Source organism: Micromonospora sp. CPCC 206061, from assembly GCF_036906915.1.
Lineage (GTDB): Bacteria > Actinomycetota > Actinomycetes > Mycobacteriales > Micromonosporaceae > Phytohabitans.
In genome coordinates, this window is sequence record NZ_JBAKHX010000061.1 from 37,539 (window position 1) to 51,057 (window position 13,519).

A 13,519-nucleotide genomic window follows, 5' to 3' on the forward strand; every position below is an offset into this window, starting at 1 on the left:
ATTACTGGCTGTTTCGCCATTGGCTACGCCGCCTTAGGTTCTCGACGATGGCGTCGCGACCCGAGGTCGCGTTGAGCTTTTGGGGGCCCGCCATCAATCCCGTCGTTGCCGCCGGAGGGTGGACCATGACCTCTCCCACGTCCAGTGGGCCCGTGCGGGCACAGCTCCTGCGCTCACTGCTCGCTCTCGCCGTACTCGTACCGGTAGGAGTTCTCTTCGGGCAGTTGTGGCAGGAACAGTCCGATCGGCTGTCATTCGCCGCAAAGGAGCGCGACGGCATCGAGTACCTCACCACTCTGAGCCAGGTGACGACCGCGCTGACGGACGCGCAGTCCGATGCCATCTCCGGCGGCGAGGTCGACCAGAGCGCGCTGGCCCGCGCGGTGGACGCGGCGAGCGCCGTCGACGCGCGCCTCGGCGACGACCTGCGCACCCACGACCGCTGGTCCGGGCTGCGGGCCAAGATCGAAGGGCTTCCCACGGCCGCCAGCGCCGACAAAGAGGATCTCTACACCGCGTACGGCGAGGCCACCGACCTGCTGCTCGCCCTGTACGGCAAGGTCCGGGAGAACTCGCAGCTCATCCGGGACCCCGAGGGCGACACCTACTTCCTGCAGGACGGCGCCGCCGAAGAGCTCCCCGAATCGGTGGTGGCAGCGGGGCGGTTCGCCGACCTCGTCGTGCTCGCCGGCAGCCGGCCGTCCGACGAGCGCGCCCAGGCGATCGCCGAGCTGACCGCCGCCAGGCAGGGCGTACTCGACCCGGCCAGCGACCTCGCCGACGGCCTCCAGTCCGCTGTGGACAGTACGGACAGCCGGACCATGGGTGGCAACCTGCTAAGTCGCCTCGACCGCTTCCGGCGCGGGATGGACGTGCTGGCCAACTCGGCCGGCTCGCTGACCGGACGGACCAATCTCCCGCGAGCCGACCAGCTCACCGCCGCACGGGCGGAGGTGCAGGCAGCCGCGACCGAGCTGTCAAGTGCCATCCTCGCCGAGCTCGACCTGCTGATCGAAGACCGGATCTCCGGTCTGACGACAGACCGCTGGTTGGCCGCCGGCACCCTGGCCGTGGTCGTACTGCTAGCGGTCGCACCAATGGCGATCACCCTCGCGGACGCGCGTAAGCGACGCCGCAGACCGTTCGGTGGCGTCACCACGACCGTGCCTTCCGAGTGGGAGCCAGCCGGTGCTGCTCGGTAGGTTACGCATCCGCGGCAAGCTCGCCGTACTCGTCACGATCCCCCTTCTGCTCGTCGCCGCGCTGACCGTCCCGCTGGTCGTGGGCCGGGTCGGGCTCGCCAGCCGCGCCGCCGAGACGGCGCACGCCGTCAACCTCGCCGGTGACGTCGGCGCCCTCGTCGGTGACCTCCAGAAGGAACGGCTCCTCTCGGTCGGCTACCTGCTGGACGTCGTCGATCAGAGCCAGCTGGTGCTCCAGACAACCACCGTGCACGACCGGATCACCGACGTGCGCGCCGACCATGGTGATCACGACGATCTCGTGGACGAGCTCTCCGCCGCGATCGAGTTCGTCGACGACCTGGATCCCGTGCGCGCGTCCGTGCTGGCCGGCACGGCGCGGCCGGCGGAGGTGGTGACCGGGTTCAGCAAGGTCACGACCCGGCTCATCAACGCGCTACGGCTGATCGACAGCGTCGACGTGGACACCACCGAAGGCCAGCAGGTGGTCGCGCTGGACGCGGTGCTCCGCATGAACGACCTGATCACCGCTGGTGCCACGTACATGATCATTATGGTGGGCGAGCGCGGCAACGTGGGCGCGGTCACGGCGTTCGCGGCCAACTCGGCCGCGCTGAACGCCATCGTGTCCCGCTTCGAGGGGTACGCCACACCGGAACAGGGCGCCCTGTACGGCCTCGTGCAGCAGGCACTCGGGCAGCGTGTCGGCGAGGTCTTCGCCAACGGCACCGTGGCCGACCCCGCGAAGGCGCTGTCGCGGTTCAGCCTGGCGACGCTCTTCCCGTCGCTGGAGTCGTTCATCTCCCTGGGCCAGTTCGTCGAACGAAAGATCGCCACCGACGTAACCAACCTGGTCAACACCCAGCAGCAGACCGTCCTCGCGACCGCGTACGGCGTCATCTCGCTGGCGATCCTGGTACTCATCGCGGTCGTGCTGATGAGCATCGCGGTGGCCCGCGCCGTGGCCCGGCCACTGAGCCGGCTGACCGTATCGGCCGACCGGGTGGCCGCCGTCGCCGAGACAGAACTGCGGCGGGTCGCCGACGAGGACGCGCACGACGACGCCGAACCGGTGCATCTCGAACCGGTCGAGGTGCAGTCCAACGACGAGATCGGCGACCTGGCGCGCGCATTCGACCGGGTACAGCTCACCGCCGCCCGGCTCGTCGAACGGCAGGTCTCCAGCCGCCGGAACGTGGCGCAGATGTTCGGGCACGTCGGCCGCCGTACGCAGAACCTGGTCGGCCGCCAGCTCGCTCTCATCGACCGGCTGGAGCAGCAGGAGACCGATCCGCAGCGGCTCCAGCAGCTGTACCGGCTCGACCACGTGTCCAGCCGCCTCCGGCGGAACGCGGGCAGCCTCGTGGTGCTCTCCGGCACAGCCGAGCCGCTCGGCGGTGTCGGTGGCGGCGCCGACGAGTTCACCAGCCCGCTGCCGCTCGGTGACGTGGTCCGGCTCGCCCTCGGTGAGATCGAGGAGTTCACCCGGGTCGACGTGCAGGTACCGGACGGGCCGGCGATCGCGCCCGTGGTCACCGCCGACCTCATCCTGCTGCTCGCCGAGGTGATGGAGAACGCCACCGTGTTCTCGCCGCCGCACACCCGGGTCACCGTCTCCGCCGTCACCATCGGCCACGGCCTGCGGCTCCAGGTCGTCGACCACGGCCTCGGCCTGACGCCGGAACGGATGGCGGAGGAGAACGACCGGCTGGCGCACCGCGAACGGCTCGACCTGGCACCGACCGAGGTCCTCGGCCTCTTCGTGGTCGGCCGCCTGGCCCGCAAGCACCGGCTCGGCGTGGCGCTCACCAACACCCCCGGTGGCGGCGTGACGGTCACCGTCGACATCCGGCCCGACCTCGTCGTACACCGTCCGGCGCCGGCGATGGCGGCACCCGCACCGCCGAAGCCGCCGCAGCCCGCGCGCGGCCTGGCACCGGTGCGGCAGCTGCACGCGCCGGCACCGCCCGTCGAGTCGCCGCCCACACCCGTAGCCGCAGCCGCGGGTCCCCCGCTCGACCGCGCCGTGGCGCGCGCGATCGTCGCGACCACCAACGACCAGGATCCAGCGTTCAACGTGGTCGCGCTCAACCGCGCTACCCGCACCATCGGCTCGGGGCGTTCCTGGAACGCGTTCGCGCCGTCCCGTACCCCGGCGTCGGTCCCCCCGCCGGCGCCGGCACTTCCTCCCGCACCGCCCGTGGCCCCTCCGGCCGCGGCTGCGACCGCCGTGAATGCGCCCGCGGTGCCACCGCCCGTCGCGGTTCCGCTCGCGCCCGTGCCCGGAGCCGCTCCCCCGCGGCCAGTCACGGTCCCGCCAGTGCCCGTGGTGCCGGGCATCGTCCCGGCCCCACCCGCGCCTGGCGGGCCGGCGGCGGCCCAGGCGCCGGCTCGCGCCGCCTCCCCCACGCCGCCGTCCCTGCCCGCCGGCCTGCGCCAGCGCGTGCCCGGCGCGCAGTTGCCCGAAGGCGTGTCGATCGCGCCGCCAGCGGCGGCGCCCCCGGCGCCGTCGGGTGAAGCCGCCGCGTCGGCCCGCGCGCTGGTCGAAGAGTTCGAGGCGGGAGTACGCCGAGCGCAAGCGGCCAATGTGGACACGACAGAGAAGCCTGCCGTGATCGAGCAGCCGGAGCCGGGGCCACGCCCCTCCTTGACCCGCCGAGTACCAGGGGCAACGCTCCCCGCGTCGCTCCCACCGAGCCGATCCGCGCAAGCGCTACCCGATCAGTGGTCGCCCGATCCCGAGGCGGCCAGAGACCTGATCGAGGAGTTCGAGTCGGGCGTCGCGCGCGCCCTCCAGGAAGGACCACAGCACCCATGAGCAGCTCTCTCCAGCTCAGCCCCGAGGCACAGACGTTCAACTGGCTCCTGGACTCGTTCACGTCCAGCACGGCTGGCGTACGAGAGGCGATCGCGGTCTCCTCCGACGGCCTGCTGATGGCCAAGTCGAACATCGCCGACCGGGCGAACGCCGAGCGGCTCGCCGCTGTGGTCTCCGGTATGACGAGCCTCGCCGGCGGCGCCGCCACCTGGTACTCGCTGGGCGGGCTCAATCGGGTGGTGATCGACATGACCGGCGGGTACCTGCTGGTGACCTCGATCAGCGCGGGCTCCGTGCTCGGCGTGATCGCCGACCGCACCGCCAGCCTCGGCACCGTCGCGTACGAGATGACGCTCTTCGCCAGCCGGGCCGGCGGCGCGCTCACCCCCCGCCTTATCGCCGAACTTAAGAACGCCGCTCAGTCGTGAGACCGTCGTCGCCCGAGGACGGGCCGGCGCCGGCCCGTATCCGCCCATACCTGAGCCACTCCGGGTTGGGTCCCGCAGCCGAGGCGGCGCCCAGCGGGCTGCGGCCCTTCGTGCTCACCTCGGGCCGGGTCGACGGCGTCGACCCGGACATCGGCCTGGAGACTCAGGTGACCGCGCGGCCGGACGGTCCGGCGCGCGGTGGGATCGCCGTGCTGAACCTCGCACCCGAACTGCGCACCATCATCGCGCTGTGCGCCGAGCCGGTCTCGGTCGCCGAGATCTCCGCCCGCGCCCGCCTGCACCTTGGCGTGACCCGCATCCTGGTCGGCGACCTGCGCGCCGCCGGCTACCTCGACGTACACGCGCGGGACACCGCGCGCCCATACGACCCCGAAACCATCATGCGAGTGATCCGTGGACTACGTGCCATCTCCTGAGCCGGCGGTGCCGGCCGGTTCCGCGCCCATCCCGGTGAAGATCGTGGTCGCCGGCGGCTTCGGCGTGGGCAAGACCACCACCGTGGGTTCGATCAGTGAGATCTCGCCGCTGACCACCGAGGCCGAGATGACCTCGGCCGGCGTCGGCATCGACGACCCCGGACCGGCCACCGGCAAGACCACCACGACCGTCGCCATGGACTTCGGCTGCGTCACCATCGACCGCAGCCTCAAGTTGTACCTGTTCGGTACGCCCGGCCAGTCGCGCTTCGGCTTCATGTGGGACGACCTCGCGCACGGCGCGCTGGGCGCGCTGGTCGTCGTCGACAGCGGGCGCCTCGACGACTGCTACCCGGCCGTGGACTACTTCGAGCGGCTCAAGCTGCCGTTCGTGGTGGCCGTCAACGCGTTCGACGGACGCCTTGCCCACGACCTGGACGCGGTACGGTGGGCTCTCGCCATCGATGAGAGGATTCCGATCGTCGCGTTCGACGCCCGCAACAAGCTTTCCGTCCGCGATGCACTGCTCGTCCTGCTCGATCGCGCGTTGGCTGACGCCGTCCGCAGCCAACACGTCTAGGAGGTTGTCGGGGTGAGAGGTGGACTGGACGACGCGCTGGAGCGGCTGGCCAGGCGCGATCAGTTGCGCAAGCGCGTCGCGCCGACCGGCGCCGCCTCCTCCGACGGAAACGGCATCGGCTCCTCGGGCGCGATCGGTGAGGTGGTCGAGGCGGTGCGGCGCATCGTCGAGCGCCATCCAGGGCTGTCGGTGACCGTGTACGGCGAAGAGGGCGAGGTCAGCGCCGAGATCCGGATCGCCCGCCGGAACGGTGTGGTGGAGGCCACGGTGGTGGCCGCCGAGGGCCCGGTTTCCGCCACGGCGCCGGTGCCGGCACAGCCGCCCGCGCTGCCCGGCCCGCCCGCGTGGCCGCTCGCGACCGACGCCACTCCCAGTGCGGCCGGCGCGGCCGCGCGCCTTGCCGACCTGATCCGCCAAGACCCGTCTCTGCTCGGCGGCCCCGAAGAGCGCTGACCGCGGGGCCGGATAGGCCTAGCCTGTACCAGTGCCGATGATCTCGCGCTGGGCGCCGGTCCTTCTCGCGTCGCTGATCGGTGTCGCCTCGGTCGCGGCGCCCGCCCGAGCAGACTCGCCCATGCGCCTCGACGGGCAGGTCACCGACGAGGTGGGCGCGCTCGACGGCCGCGAGCCGGAGGTGACCGCCGCCCTCGACCGGCTGCGCGACGCGAGCGGGCTCCAGCTCTTCGTGGTCTACGTGAAGTCGTTCGACGGTACGCCGGCGCAGGAGTGGGCCGACGAGACCGCGACCCGCAGCGACCTCGGCCGGCGTGACGCGGTGCTCGCCGTCGCCACCGGCGACCGGGCCTACGCGTACGCGTTCGACGCCGCCTACCCGCTGACCGACGCGCAGCTCGACGGCGTGGCCGCCGTCGCGATCGAGCCGGCGCTGCGCGAAAACGACTGGGCCGGTGCGGCGATCGGCGCCGCCGACGGATACCGCGCGGTGCTCGCCGGCCAGCCGGTGCCCGCACCGGTGATCAGGCCGGGCGACCCCGATCCCGACGGCGGCAGCAGCGGCAGCCGAGCGGGCTTCATCCTCGGCGGCGTCGTGTGCCTCGGCATCCTCGCTGTGCTCGTCGGGCTCGTCGTGTGGCTGACGCTCCGCTCGCGCCAGCGCCGCACGCGGGCCACCCCAGCAGGGCCGCCGCCCGTTAGCACTGCCGAGCTGACCGCCCGCGCCAACGCGTTGCTCGTCGAATTGGACAACGACCTGCGCGCCAGCGAGCAGGAGCTGTCGCTCGCCACCGGCCGGTACGGTGCGGAGGCGACGGCCTCGTTCACCGCGGCGCTGGAGAGCGCGCGTCAGGACGTGGCCGAGGCGTTCCGGCTGCGGCTGACGCTCGACGAGACACCCGAGCCCGACGAGCCGGCCCGACGCGCGGCACTCGAAGAGATCATCCGGCGGTGCGAGGCCGCCGATCAACGGCTGGACGCGGAGTCGGAGGCGTTCGACGAGCTGCGCGGCCTGGAGTCCCGCATCGAGCCGGAACGCCAGGAACTGTCGGAGCGCCGGGCCGCCGCGGAGGGGAAGCTGCCGGCGACGGGTGCGACCATCGAGGCGCTGCGGGGCAAGTACACCGGGCCGGTGGTGGCCGGCCTGTCGGGCAACGCGGAGCAGGCACGCGAGCGGCTCGAGTTCGCCGGGACCACGCTGACGGAGATCCAGACCGCCGACCCACCGCGCGCGGCGCTCACGTTGCGGGCGGCCGAAGAGGCGGTCGCCCAAGCGGAGACGCTGATCAACTCGGTCGAACAGGCACGGTCCGATCTGGACACTGCGCGGGCGGGCATCGACACGCTGTTGACGGAGGTGGAGTCGGAACTCGCCGCCGCCCCGCCGAACGCCGGTGTCGCGGTGACGGCTGCTCAGCAGGCGGTCGCGTCGACGCGTACCGCGCTCACCCAGCCGACGATGGATCCGCTGTCCGCCGTACGGGCGCTGGAACAGGCCGACGCGGCGCTGGACCGCGCGCTCGCGGAGCAGCGCGACGCCGTCGAACGTGCCGCACGGGCCCGCACCATGCTCGACCACGCCCTGCCGGCGGCGCGCGCAGAGGTCTCCGCGGCCGGCAGCTTCATCGCGACGCGGCGCGGCGCGGTGGCCAGCCAGGCGCGCGCCTCGCTCGCCGAAGCGCAGCGGCTCCTGGTGCGCGCGGAAGCGCTCGCTACCACCGACCCGGCGGCCGCGGTCACCGACGCGCAACGCGCCCAGCAACTGGCCGCCGACGCCGGCCGGTCCGCACAGTCCGATGTGCACAGTTGGTCGTCGGGAAGCACCAGTGACCTGCTCACCGGCATCCTGCTGGGCGGCATCATGTCCGGCGGAGGCGGCCGGCCGGGTGGCGGCTTCCGGGGTGGCGGGTTCGGTGGCAGCGGCAGCCGGGCGCGACGTACCGGCGGTGGACGCTTCTGAAGGTCATCCAGCTATTCGAATATTGAGTACGATGGGTGTCCATGACTGATACCCAGCGTGTAGTTCACGCCTACCCGTTCAGTCCACCCGACCGGTTCAACCTCGATCCGTTCTACGCTGAGCTTCGCCGGCGCGAGCCGCTCACCCGCGTGCGGATGCCGTACGGCGAAGAGGCTTGGCTGGCCACGCGCTACGCCGACGTCCGCACGGTGCTTGGCGACGCGCGGTTCAGCCGGGCCGCGAGCGCAGACCGCGACGAGCCGCGCATCTCCCCGCGAAAGCTCGAAGCCGGCCTCCTGCTGATGGATCCGCCCGAGCACACCCGCCTGCGTCGCCTCGTGGCAAAGGCGTTCACCGCGCGCCGCGTCGAGCAGCTCCGCCCGCGCGCCCAGGAGGTCGCCAACGAGCTCGTCGACCGGATGATCGCCGCCGGCCCGCCCGCCGACCTGGTGGAGCGCTTCGCCACACCGCTGCCGATCACGGTCATCTGCGAGCTGCTGGGTGTGCCGGTCGAAGACCAGGACCGGTTCCACGTGTGGTCGGAAGCGGTCGTCTCCACCACGTCGCTGTCCGTCGAGCAGATCGCCGGATACATCCAGAACCTGTTCGCGTACATGCGAGGTCTCATCGCCGCACGCCGCCGCGAACCCACCGACGACCTCATCAGCGCGCTGGTGCGGGTCCGCGACGAAGACAACGACCGGCTCACCGAAGACGAGCTGGTGCGCCTCCTCACCGGCCTGCTCGCCGCCGGGCACGAGACCACCGTCACGCAGATCCCGAACTTCGCGTACGTACTGCTCACCAACCCCGACAAGCTGGCCGAGCTGCGCGCCGACCCCGAGCTGGTGCCGGCCGCCGTCGAAGAGCTGCTGCGATACGTGCCGCTCGGTGTGGCGTCGTCGTTCGCCCGGTACGCCACCGAAGACGTCGAGCTGGGCGGTGTTTTGGTCCGCGCCGGTGAGCCGGTCATCGGGTCGCTGTCGTCGGCCAACCGCGACGAAGAGGTGTTCCCCAACCCCGACTCGCTCGACTTTGGACGATCGACCAATCCGCACATCGGTTTCGGCCACGGTGCCCACCACTGCGTCGGTGCACAGCTCGCCCGCATGGAGTTGCAGGTTGCCGTCGACGTGCTGGTGCGGCGCTTTCCCGACCTGCGGTTCGCCGTCCCCGAGGAGGAGTTGCATTGGAAGAGCGGCATGCTGGTGCGAGGGCTGAAGCGGATGCCGGTGGCGTGGTAGGCGACGATTGGCGAATCTCCGTCGACGGCGGCACGTGCATCGGTGCGGGCATCTGCGCCGGCACCGCGCCAGCGGCGTTCCGGCTCGTGAATGGCGTATCCACACCGATACACGACACGATCGACGCCGACGACGCGGTGCGCGCGGCCGCTGAGTCCTGCCCGGTCGAGGCGATCACGGTGCGAGACGCGGCGGGCAGCGTGATCGCCCCCGAGCCGTAGGCTCAGAGCCGCGTGGTGGTACGGGCCGCCTGGCCGGCCAGTTCAACGGGAGCGTTGCCACATTTCGCCGACGACGACGGTGGCGTTCAATCCCGGGTCGCTGGCAACCTCCGGAGCGAGCCCCGCCTGCCTGAACGCCTCCAGGGCCTGCGCCGCCTGACGTTCGCTGGTCTCGACCAGCAGGTGACCGCCCGGCGCCAGCCACTCCCCAGCGGCTCGAGCCACCCGCCGCAACACACCCAACCCGTCGGGGCCGCCGTCCAGCGCCACCCGCGGTTCGTGTACGCGGGCCTCGGGTGGCAGCAGCGCGACCGCCTCGGTCGGCACGTAAGGCACGTTGGCGACCAGGAGGTCGACGCGGCTCTTCAGCTCGGTGGGGAGCGGCGCGAAGAGGTCGCCCTCATACACCCGCCCGCCGACCGCGGCGAGGTTGCGGCGCGCGCACCGCACCGCCACCGGCTCGATGTCGACGGCGTGCAGCTCGACGCCGCCGTTCCGAGCGGCGGCTACCGCGGCACCCAGCGCGCCCGAGCCGCAGCACATGTCGACGACAACCGCCGGCGACGGGCAGCGGGCGATCGCCTGCCTGGCGAGGAACCCGGTGCGCCGCCGCGGCACGAACACTCCAGGTTCGACAGCTATCCGCAGGCCGTGGAAGTCCACCCAGCCCAGGACGTGTTCGAGAGGCAGGCCAGCGACTCGCCGGTCGACCATCACGACGAGGTCGGCAGGTGTAGTGGCTGTGGACATGAGCAGGTGAGCCTCGTCTTCGGCGAAGACACAGCCGGCGGCGCGGAGCCGAGCGACGATGGCCGATCGGTGCGAAGTTGACAACGGGTACCTTCCGGAGCGCCGACGGGCACTCCCGGCTTCACCTCGCTGCGATGGACTGCCCGACGGTGAGGTGGGAGCACCTGGCCTGTAATGGCGAAATGGGTCTCACCTCCTCGACGCTGGCGGGGTCGGGCCCCATTCTGCCACGCGGCCAGGTCATCGGCGGTTGCTCGGCCACGTGTGCGGTATGTGGCCCGTCTCCCAACTCCTGTGCGGGCCACCGGCGTAGTCGCCACCACCCCGTACGTAGTCGTCGTCGCCGGCGGGGCCGTAGGGGTCGGGCTGCTCCTCGCCCAGCCCTTCGGCGCCCAGCGGGCGGTTCCCCAGCAACGCCGTGAGAGCGGACTCGGGCGCGGCGTCCTCACGGACCGGCCAGCGCCGCCACCGCCCTACGCTGACGACCGCCACGAGCAGCAGAGCTCCAAGCACCATCGTCATCCCGGTACGCAGAGGCGCAGCCGGATCCGCGTCTCGACCGGCCAGCGAGACGTTGTTCGGCAGCAGGTCCATGACCGTGTCTTGTTGGACCAGCAGGGCCAGATAGCTGGCCGAGTAGAAGAGGCCGGCCGCGGTGGCACCGAGAGGAGAGAACCGGAGGGTTGCGAGCAGGCCGAGCAGCAGCCCGGCCGCGGCGAGGCACACCACCGGCCGGACGAAGTCACCGTTGTCGAAGGCGCCAGTTCTGTCCTCCTCGTTGGCGAACGCCTGGATCGACCGGTCCTGCCCGTACGCCAGCAACAGCCAGCTGAGCGGTGCGATCACAACGGCGGCGATCAGGGTCCAGAAATGTCGCATGCCCGACAAGTAACCACGGTTATCACCACCAGCAGAACGGTCCGGCTCTATTTTTCGTCACGTGCGGAGCAGGCGATCCGGGTGTAACGCACGGGCTGACCCGACCGCCTCTTGACGCCCCGCCGGACCGGCGATCCCAGCAGGCTCGTCACCCCGTGGCTGAGCCGTTCCAGTTCGGCGAGACGTTCCATCATCCGGGTGTGCCAGGTGTCGTCGACGGCGAAGCCTGTGAGGAGGTCGAAGAGGTGCCCGTGCGCCCACCACGGCCGGTGTGCGATGTCGTCTACGATCCGCTTGACGTCCTCGACCATCGCATCCATCTGCCGCACCTCGGCGATGCGCTGGTTCAGAAACCGCCAGAGGTGGTCGACGAGCCGGGACGCGATCCGGTTCTCATACAGGTCTAGGTCGAAATCCCGGGTCGGGCTCAGCACCCGCTCGGGTCGGACACCGTCCGAGACCGAAGACATCTAATCGGCCACCGCCCAGCTCAAGCTCTTCGATACGCCGAGCCACGACCCGCTGTACCGAGATGCAACATACCGGCTGGTCATGCTGCTGATAGCGGCCGACCGGGCGAGCGAGGCCTGCGGCTGCGGAGGCGCTTCGGCCTTGCCTGTCGCCGAGTACGGGCCGAACTCAGTCCACGTGACCACATTGGACCGGCGTATGGTCCACATCCAAGGCGACGATCACGATCGGTGAGAAAGGTCGCACTCAGGTAGAAGATGTCGACGGCCACACAGGCGCGCGTAGGCCTTTCGGGCATGAGGGCGCATAGGAGCCGGTGTCTCCCTATCGACGCTTTCTGGGACTTCCGCTTCGCGAACGCGGATGACACAAAGGTTCCTGCCGCACATGTGAGACAGCCAGTCGGGACAGCGGGGGATAGCGACGACGATCAAGCCGCGATGCGGTTGTGCGGGCGGAACGCGACATCGAGATCGGCGTTCAATGCCGCAGCCAGACGGGCCAATAGCGGCACAGTCGGCGTAGCTCCCCCGGACTCCAAGCGAGAAAGCTGGGGCCGCGTCATGCCCGCACGCTCCGCCAGCTCAGTCTGCGTAAGACCGAGCTCGACACGCCGGTCATGCACCAGCTGACCAAGCATCAGCGACGCTCGCGCCTCCTCGTATGCGGCGGCGTGCTCGTCGGCTCCGGAGCGCTCCCATCGCACATGCCGTGTCGCCATGTCTTGTACCCCTTCTCCGGGTGTCACTGCTCGCTCGACCTGTCTGGTCTTCCGAAACACTGTCAGCAACACCACCCGCCTGCCAGTGTTGACTCCGGAACGACGACTGCCGATCACGAGCAAGGTCGAGAACCTGCCCGGAAGCGGGGTCAACACGTCCACATGTGGGACACAAAAGGGCACCACACTGGCCCTTGACCCGCGATGTCAGCGCTTCAATCCACCTCTGTCTATGACAGAGGCGCTCTGACCTGCTGTCACCCATGATCAGAAGAGTTTCCCCAGATCAGAGGCGGTTGAGTGACACGGGTGACTTGGGTGACAGTCTCGCCAGCCTGTCGCGAACGAGACCAGAACTGAGACCGCGTGGCCGTCGCCAAGCGATAAGGCGAGCAGGCCAGGCGCTGATCTCGATATCTTGCCCGATCATGGAACGCTCCACGCCGTCATCGTCGCTAGGCATGGCGCCCACGCCGCGCAAGCGCCGCATCTGGCTCTTGGTTCTGCTCGCCGTGTCGTTGATGCTCTGCGCGGATGTGGCAGTCGTCCCGGTCGGCTGGTTCGCGTATGAGACGTACATCGCTGGTCGTGGCGAGGCCGACCCTGAGGCCGCGATCACCGTCGACGTGGCGGGACTCTCGGCCGATGAAGAGCTGGGCGTATCGCGGGTGCTCCCGGCGAAGCGTCGTGACGAGTTGCTCGACCAGTGGCGTGCGTACCGTGTCGAAGCGGAGCGCTCCGACGTGCCCAGCAAGTTCGAGATCACCGAGTACGTCACCGAGGATCAGGACAGCGAACGCGCCACGGTGACCGCGTACGTACAGCCGATCTGGTGGAGCCAGGATGGCTCCGGTCTCTCGCTACACGGCACGGCACATCCCTGGACGTTCGAGACGCGTCGGGATCGGCGCGGCTGGCGAATCTGGCGCGTCGACCCTTCCCGCTTGGTGCGACACCGTCGTACGCGCCGACACTTGCCGCTAGCGCCCCGGAAGGCCGGGCGCGGGTCGCCTACCGCCGTCGCCGTCAAAGCGCCGGCAAGACGAGCAGGCTCCACCGGAGGAAGCGTGTAAATAGCCTCTCCGGAGTCGCGTCGTCCGTCCCCTCAAGGTCCCAGGCAGCCCAGTAGAGTAGCCCAGCGAGGTAGAGACGGCCACCTCCAGAGAATCTCTGGAGGGGCCGTTTTTGCTGGTAGCGGGGACAGGATTTGAACCTGCGACCTCTGGGTTATGAGCGGTATGCCGGTCGTCTCACGTGTGCCGGCGGGTCGCTGCTGGCGCGCGCTGGCCACCCAGGGCGATTGCGTAGTCGCGGGGATGCTGGCTGACCTGGTCCTATGTGGGCGGCCGAGGATG

General features: G+C 70.4%; 14 protein-coding genes. 10 read left to right on the forward strand and 4 right to left on the reverse strand.

All coding sequences use genetic code 11. From position 1 onward, the window contains the following. Positions 1–125 precede the first annotated feature (125 nt). From V6V89_RS30160 to V6V89_RS30200, 9 genes are read left to right on the forward strand one after another with little or no spacing between them, the layout of a single operon-like run. Complete coding sequence (locus V6V89_RS30160; RefSeq protein ID WP_334622881.1) at positions 126–1,202, forward strand: hypothetical protein; 1,077 nt, start codon at positions 126–128, stop codon at positions 1,200–1,202. Beyond that, positions 1,189–4,020, forward strand: coding sequence for a sensor histidine kinase (locus V6V89_RS30165; protein ID WP_334622882.1), 2,832 nt, complete (start codon positions 1,189–1,191; stop codon positions 4,018–4,020). The genes V6V89_RS30160 and V6V89_RS30165 overlap by 14 nt, the downstream gene beginning before the upstream one ends. Beyond that, positions 4,017–4,448: a roadblock/LC7 domain-containing protein gene (locus tag V6V89_RS30170; protein ID WP_265249352.1), complete on the forward strand. Its 432-nt coding sequence runs from the start codon at positions 4,017–4,019 to the stop codon at positions 4,446–4,448. Before V6V89_RS30165 ends, V6V89_RS30170 begins: the two co-directional genes overlap by 4 nt. Further along, positions 4,445–4,885, forward strand: a complete 441-nt coding sequence (locus V6V89_RS30175; protein ID WP_334622883.1) for a DUF742 domain-containing protein — start codon at positions 4,445–4,447, stop codon at positions 4,883–4,885. The genes V6V89_RS30170 and V6V89_RS30175 overlap by 4 nt, the downstream gene beginning before the upstream one ends. Next, positions 4,863–5,465, forward strand: coding sequence for a GTP-binding protein (locus V6V89_RS30180; protein WP_334622884.1), 603 nt, complete (start codon positions 4,863–4,865; stop codon positions 5,463–5,465). The genes V6V89_RS30175 and V6V89_RS30180 overlap by 23 nt, the downstream gene beginning before the upstream one ends. A gap of 12 nt (positions 5,466–5,477) precedes the next feature. Further along, the gene (locus tag V6V89_RS30185) at positions 5,478–5,918 is read left to right on the forward strand and encodes a hypothetical protein (RefSeq protein WP_334622885.1); all 441 of its coding nucleotides are present in this window, start codon (positions 5,478–5,480) and stop codon (positions 5,916–5,918) included. A gap of 37 nt (positions 5,919–5,955) precedes the next feature. Continuing rightward, positions 5,956–7,878, forward strand: coding sequence for a TPM domain-containing protein (locus V6V89_RS30190; RefSeq protein ID WP_334622894.1), 1,923 nt, complete (start codon positions 5,956–5,958; stop codon positions 7,876–7,878). A gap of 41 nt (positions 7,879–7,919) precedes the next feature. Beyond that, positions 7,920–9,122, forward strand: coding sequence for a cytochrome P450 (locus V6V89_RS30195; RefSeq protein WP_334622886.1), 1,203 nt, complete (start codon positions 7,920–7,922; stop codon positions 9,120–9,122). Beyond that, positions 9,116–9,343: a ferredoxin gene (locus V6V89_RS30200; RefSeq protein ID WP_334622887.1), complete on the forward strand. Its 228-nt coding sequence runs from the start codon at positions 9,116–9,118 to the stop codon at positions 9,341–9,343. The genes V6V89_RS30195 and V6V89_RS30200 overlap by 7 nt, the downstream gene beginning before the upstream one ends. Before the next feature lie 42 nt (positions 9,344–9,385). Here V6V89_RS30200 and V6V89_RS30205 read toward each other — a convergent pair whose 3' ends face one another. The 4 genes from V6V89_RS30205 to V6V89_RS30220 form a co-directional block, all read right to left on the reverse strand. Beyond that, positions 9,386–10,177 (reverse strand): putative protein N(5)-glutamine methyltransferase, encoded by a 792-nt coding sequence (locus V6V89_RS30205; protein ID WP_334622889.1) that lies wholly within the window; start codon positions 10,175–10,177, stop codon positions 9,386–9,388. A gap of 156 nt (positions 10,178–10,333) precedes the next feature. Next, positions 10,334–10,972 carry a hypothetical protein gene (locus V6V89_RS30210; RefSeq protein WP_334622890.1) on the reverse strand — a complete coding sequence of 213 codons (639 nt, stop codon included), beginning with the start codon at positions 10,970–10,972 and terminating at the stop codon, positions 10,334–10,336. Positions 10,973–11,019: 47 nt separating this feature from the next. Next, on the reverse strand, positions 11,020–11,442 hold the full coding sequence (locus V6V89_RS30215) for a hypothetical protein (RefSeq protein WP_334622891.1): 423 nt from the start codon (positions 11,440–11,442) through the stop codon (positions 11,020–11,022). 431 nt (positions 11,443–11,873) lie between these two features. Continuing rightward, entirely contained in the window at positions 11,874–12,164 is a 291-nt protein-coding gene (locus V6V89_RS30220; RefSeq protein WP_334622892.1) for a helix-turn-helix domain-containing protein, read from the reverse strand. A 461-nt stretch (positions 12,165–12,625) separates the two neighbouring features. On the opposite strand from V6V89_RS30220, the gene V6V89_RS30225 reads away from it, so the two are divergent. Further along, entirely contained in the window at positions 12,626–13,237 is a 612-nt protein-coding gene (locus V6V89_RS30225) for a hypothetical protein (RefSeq protein ID WP_334622893.1), read from the forward strand. The last annotated feature ends 282 nt before the right edge of the window (positions 13,238–13,519 follow it).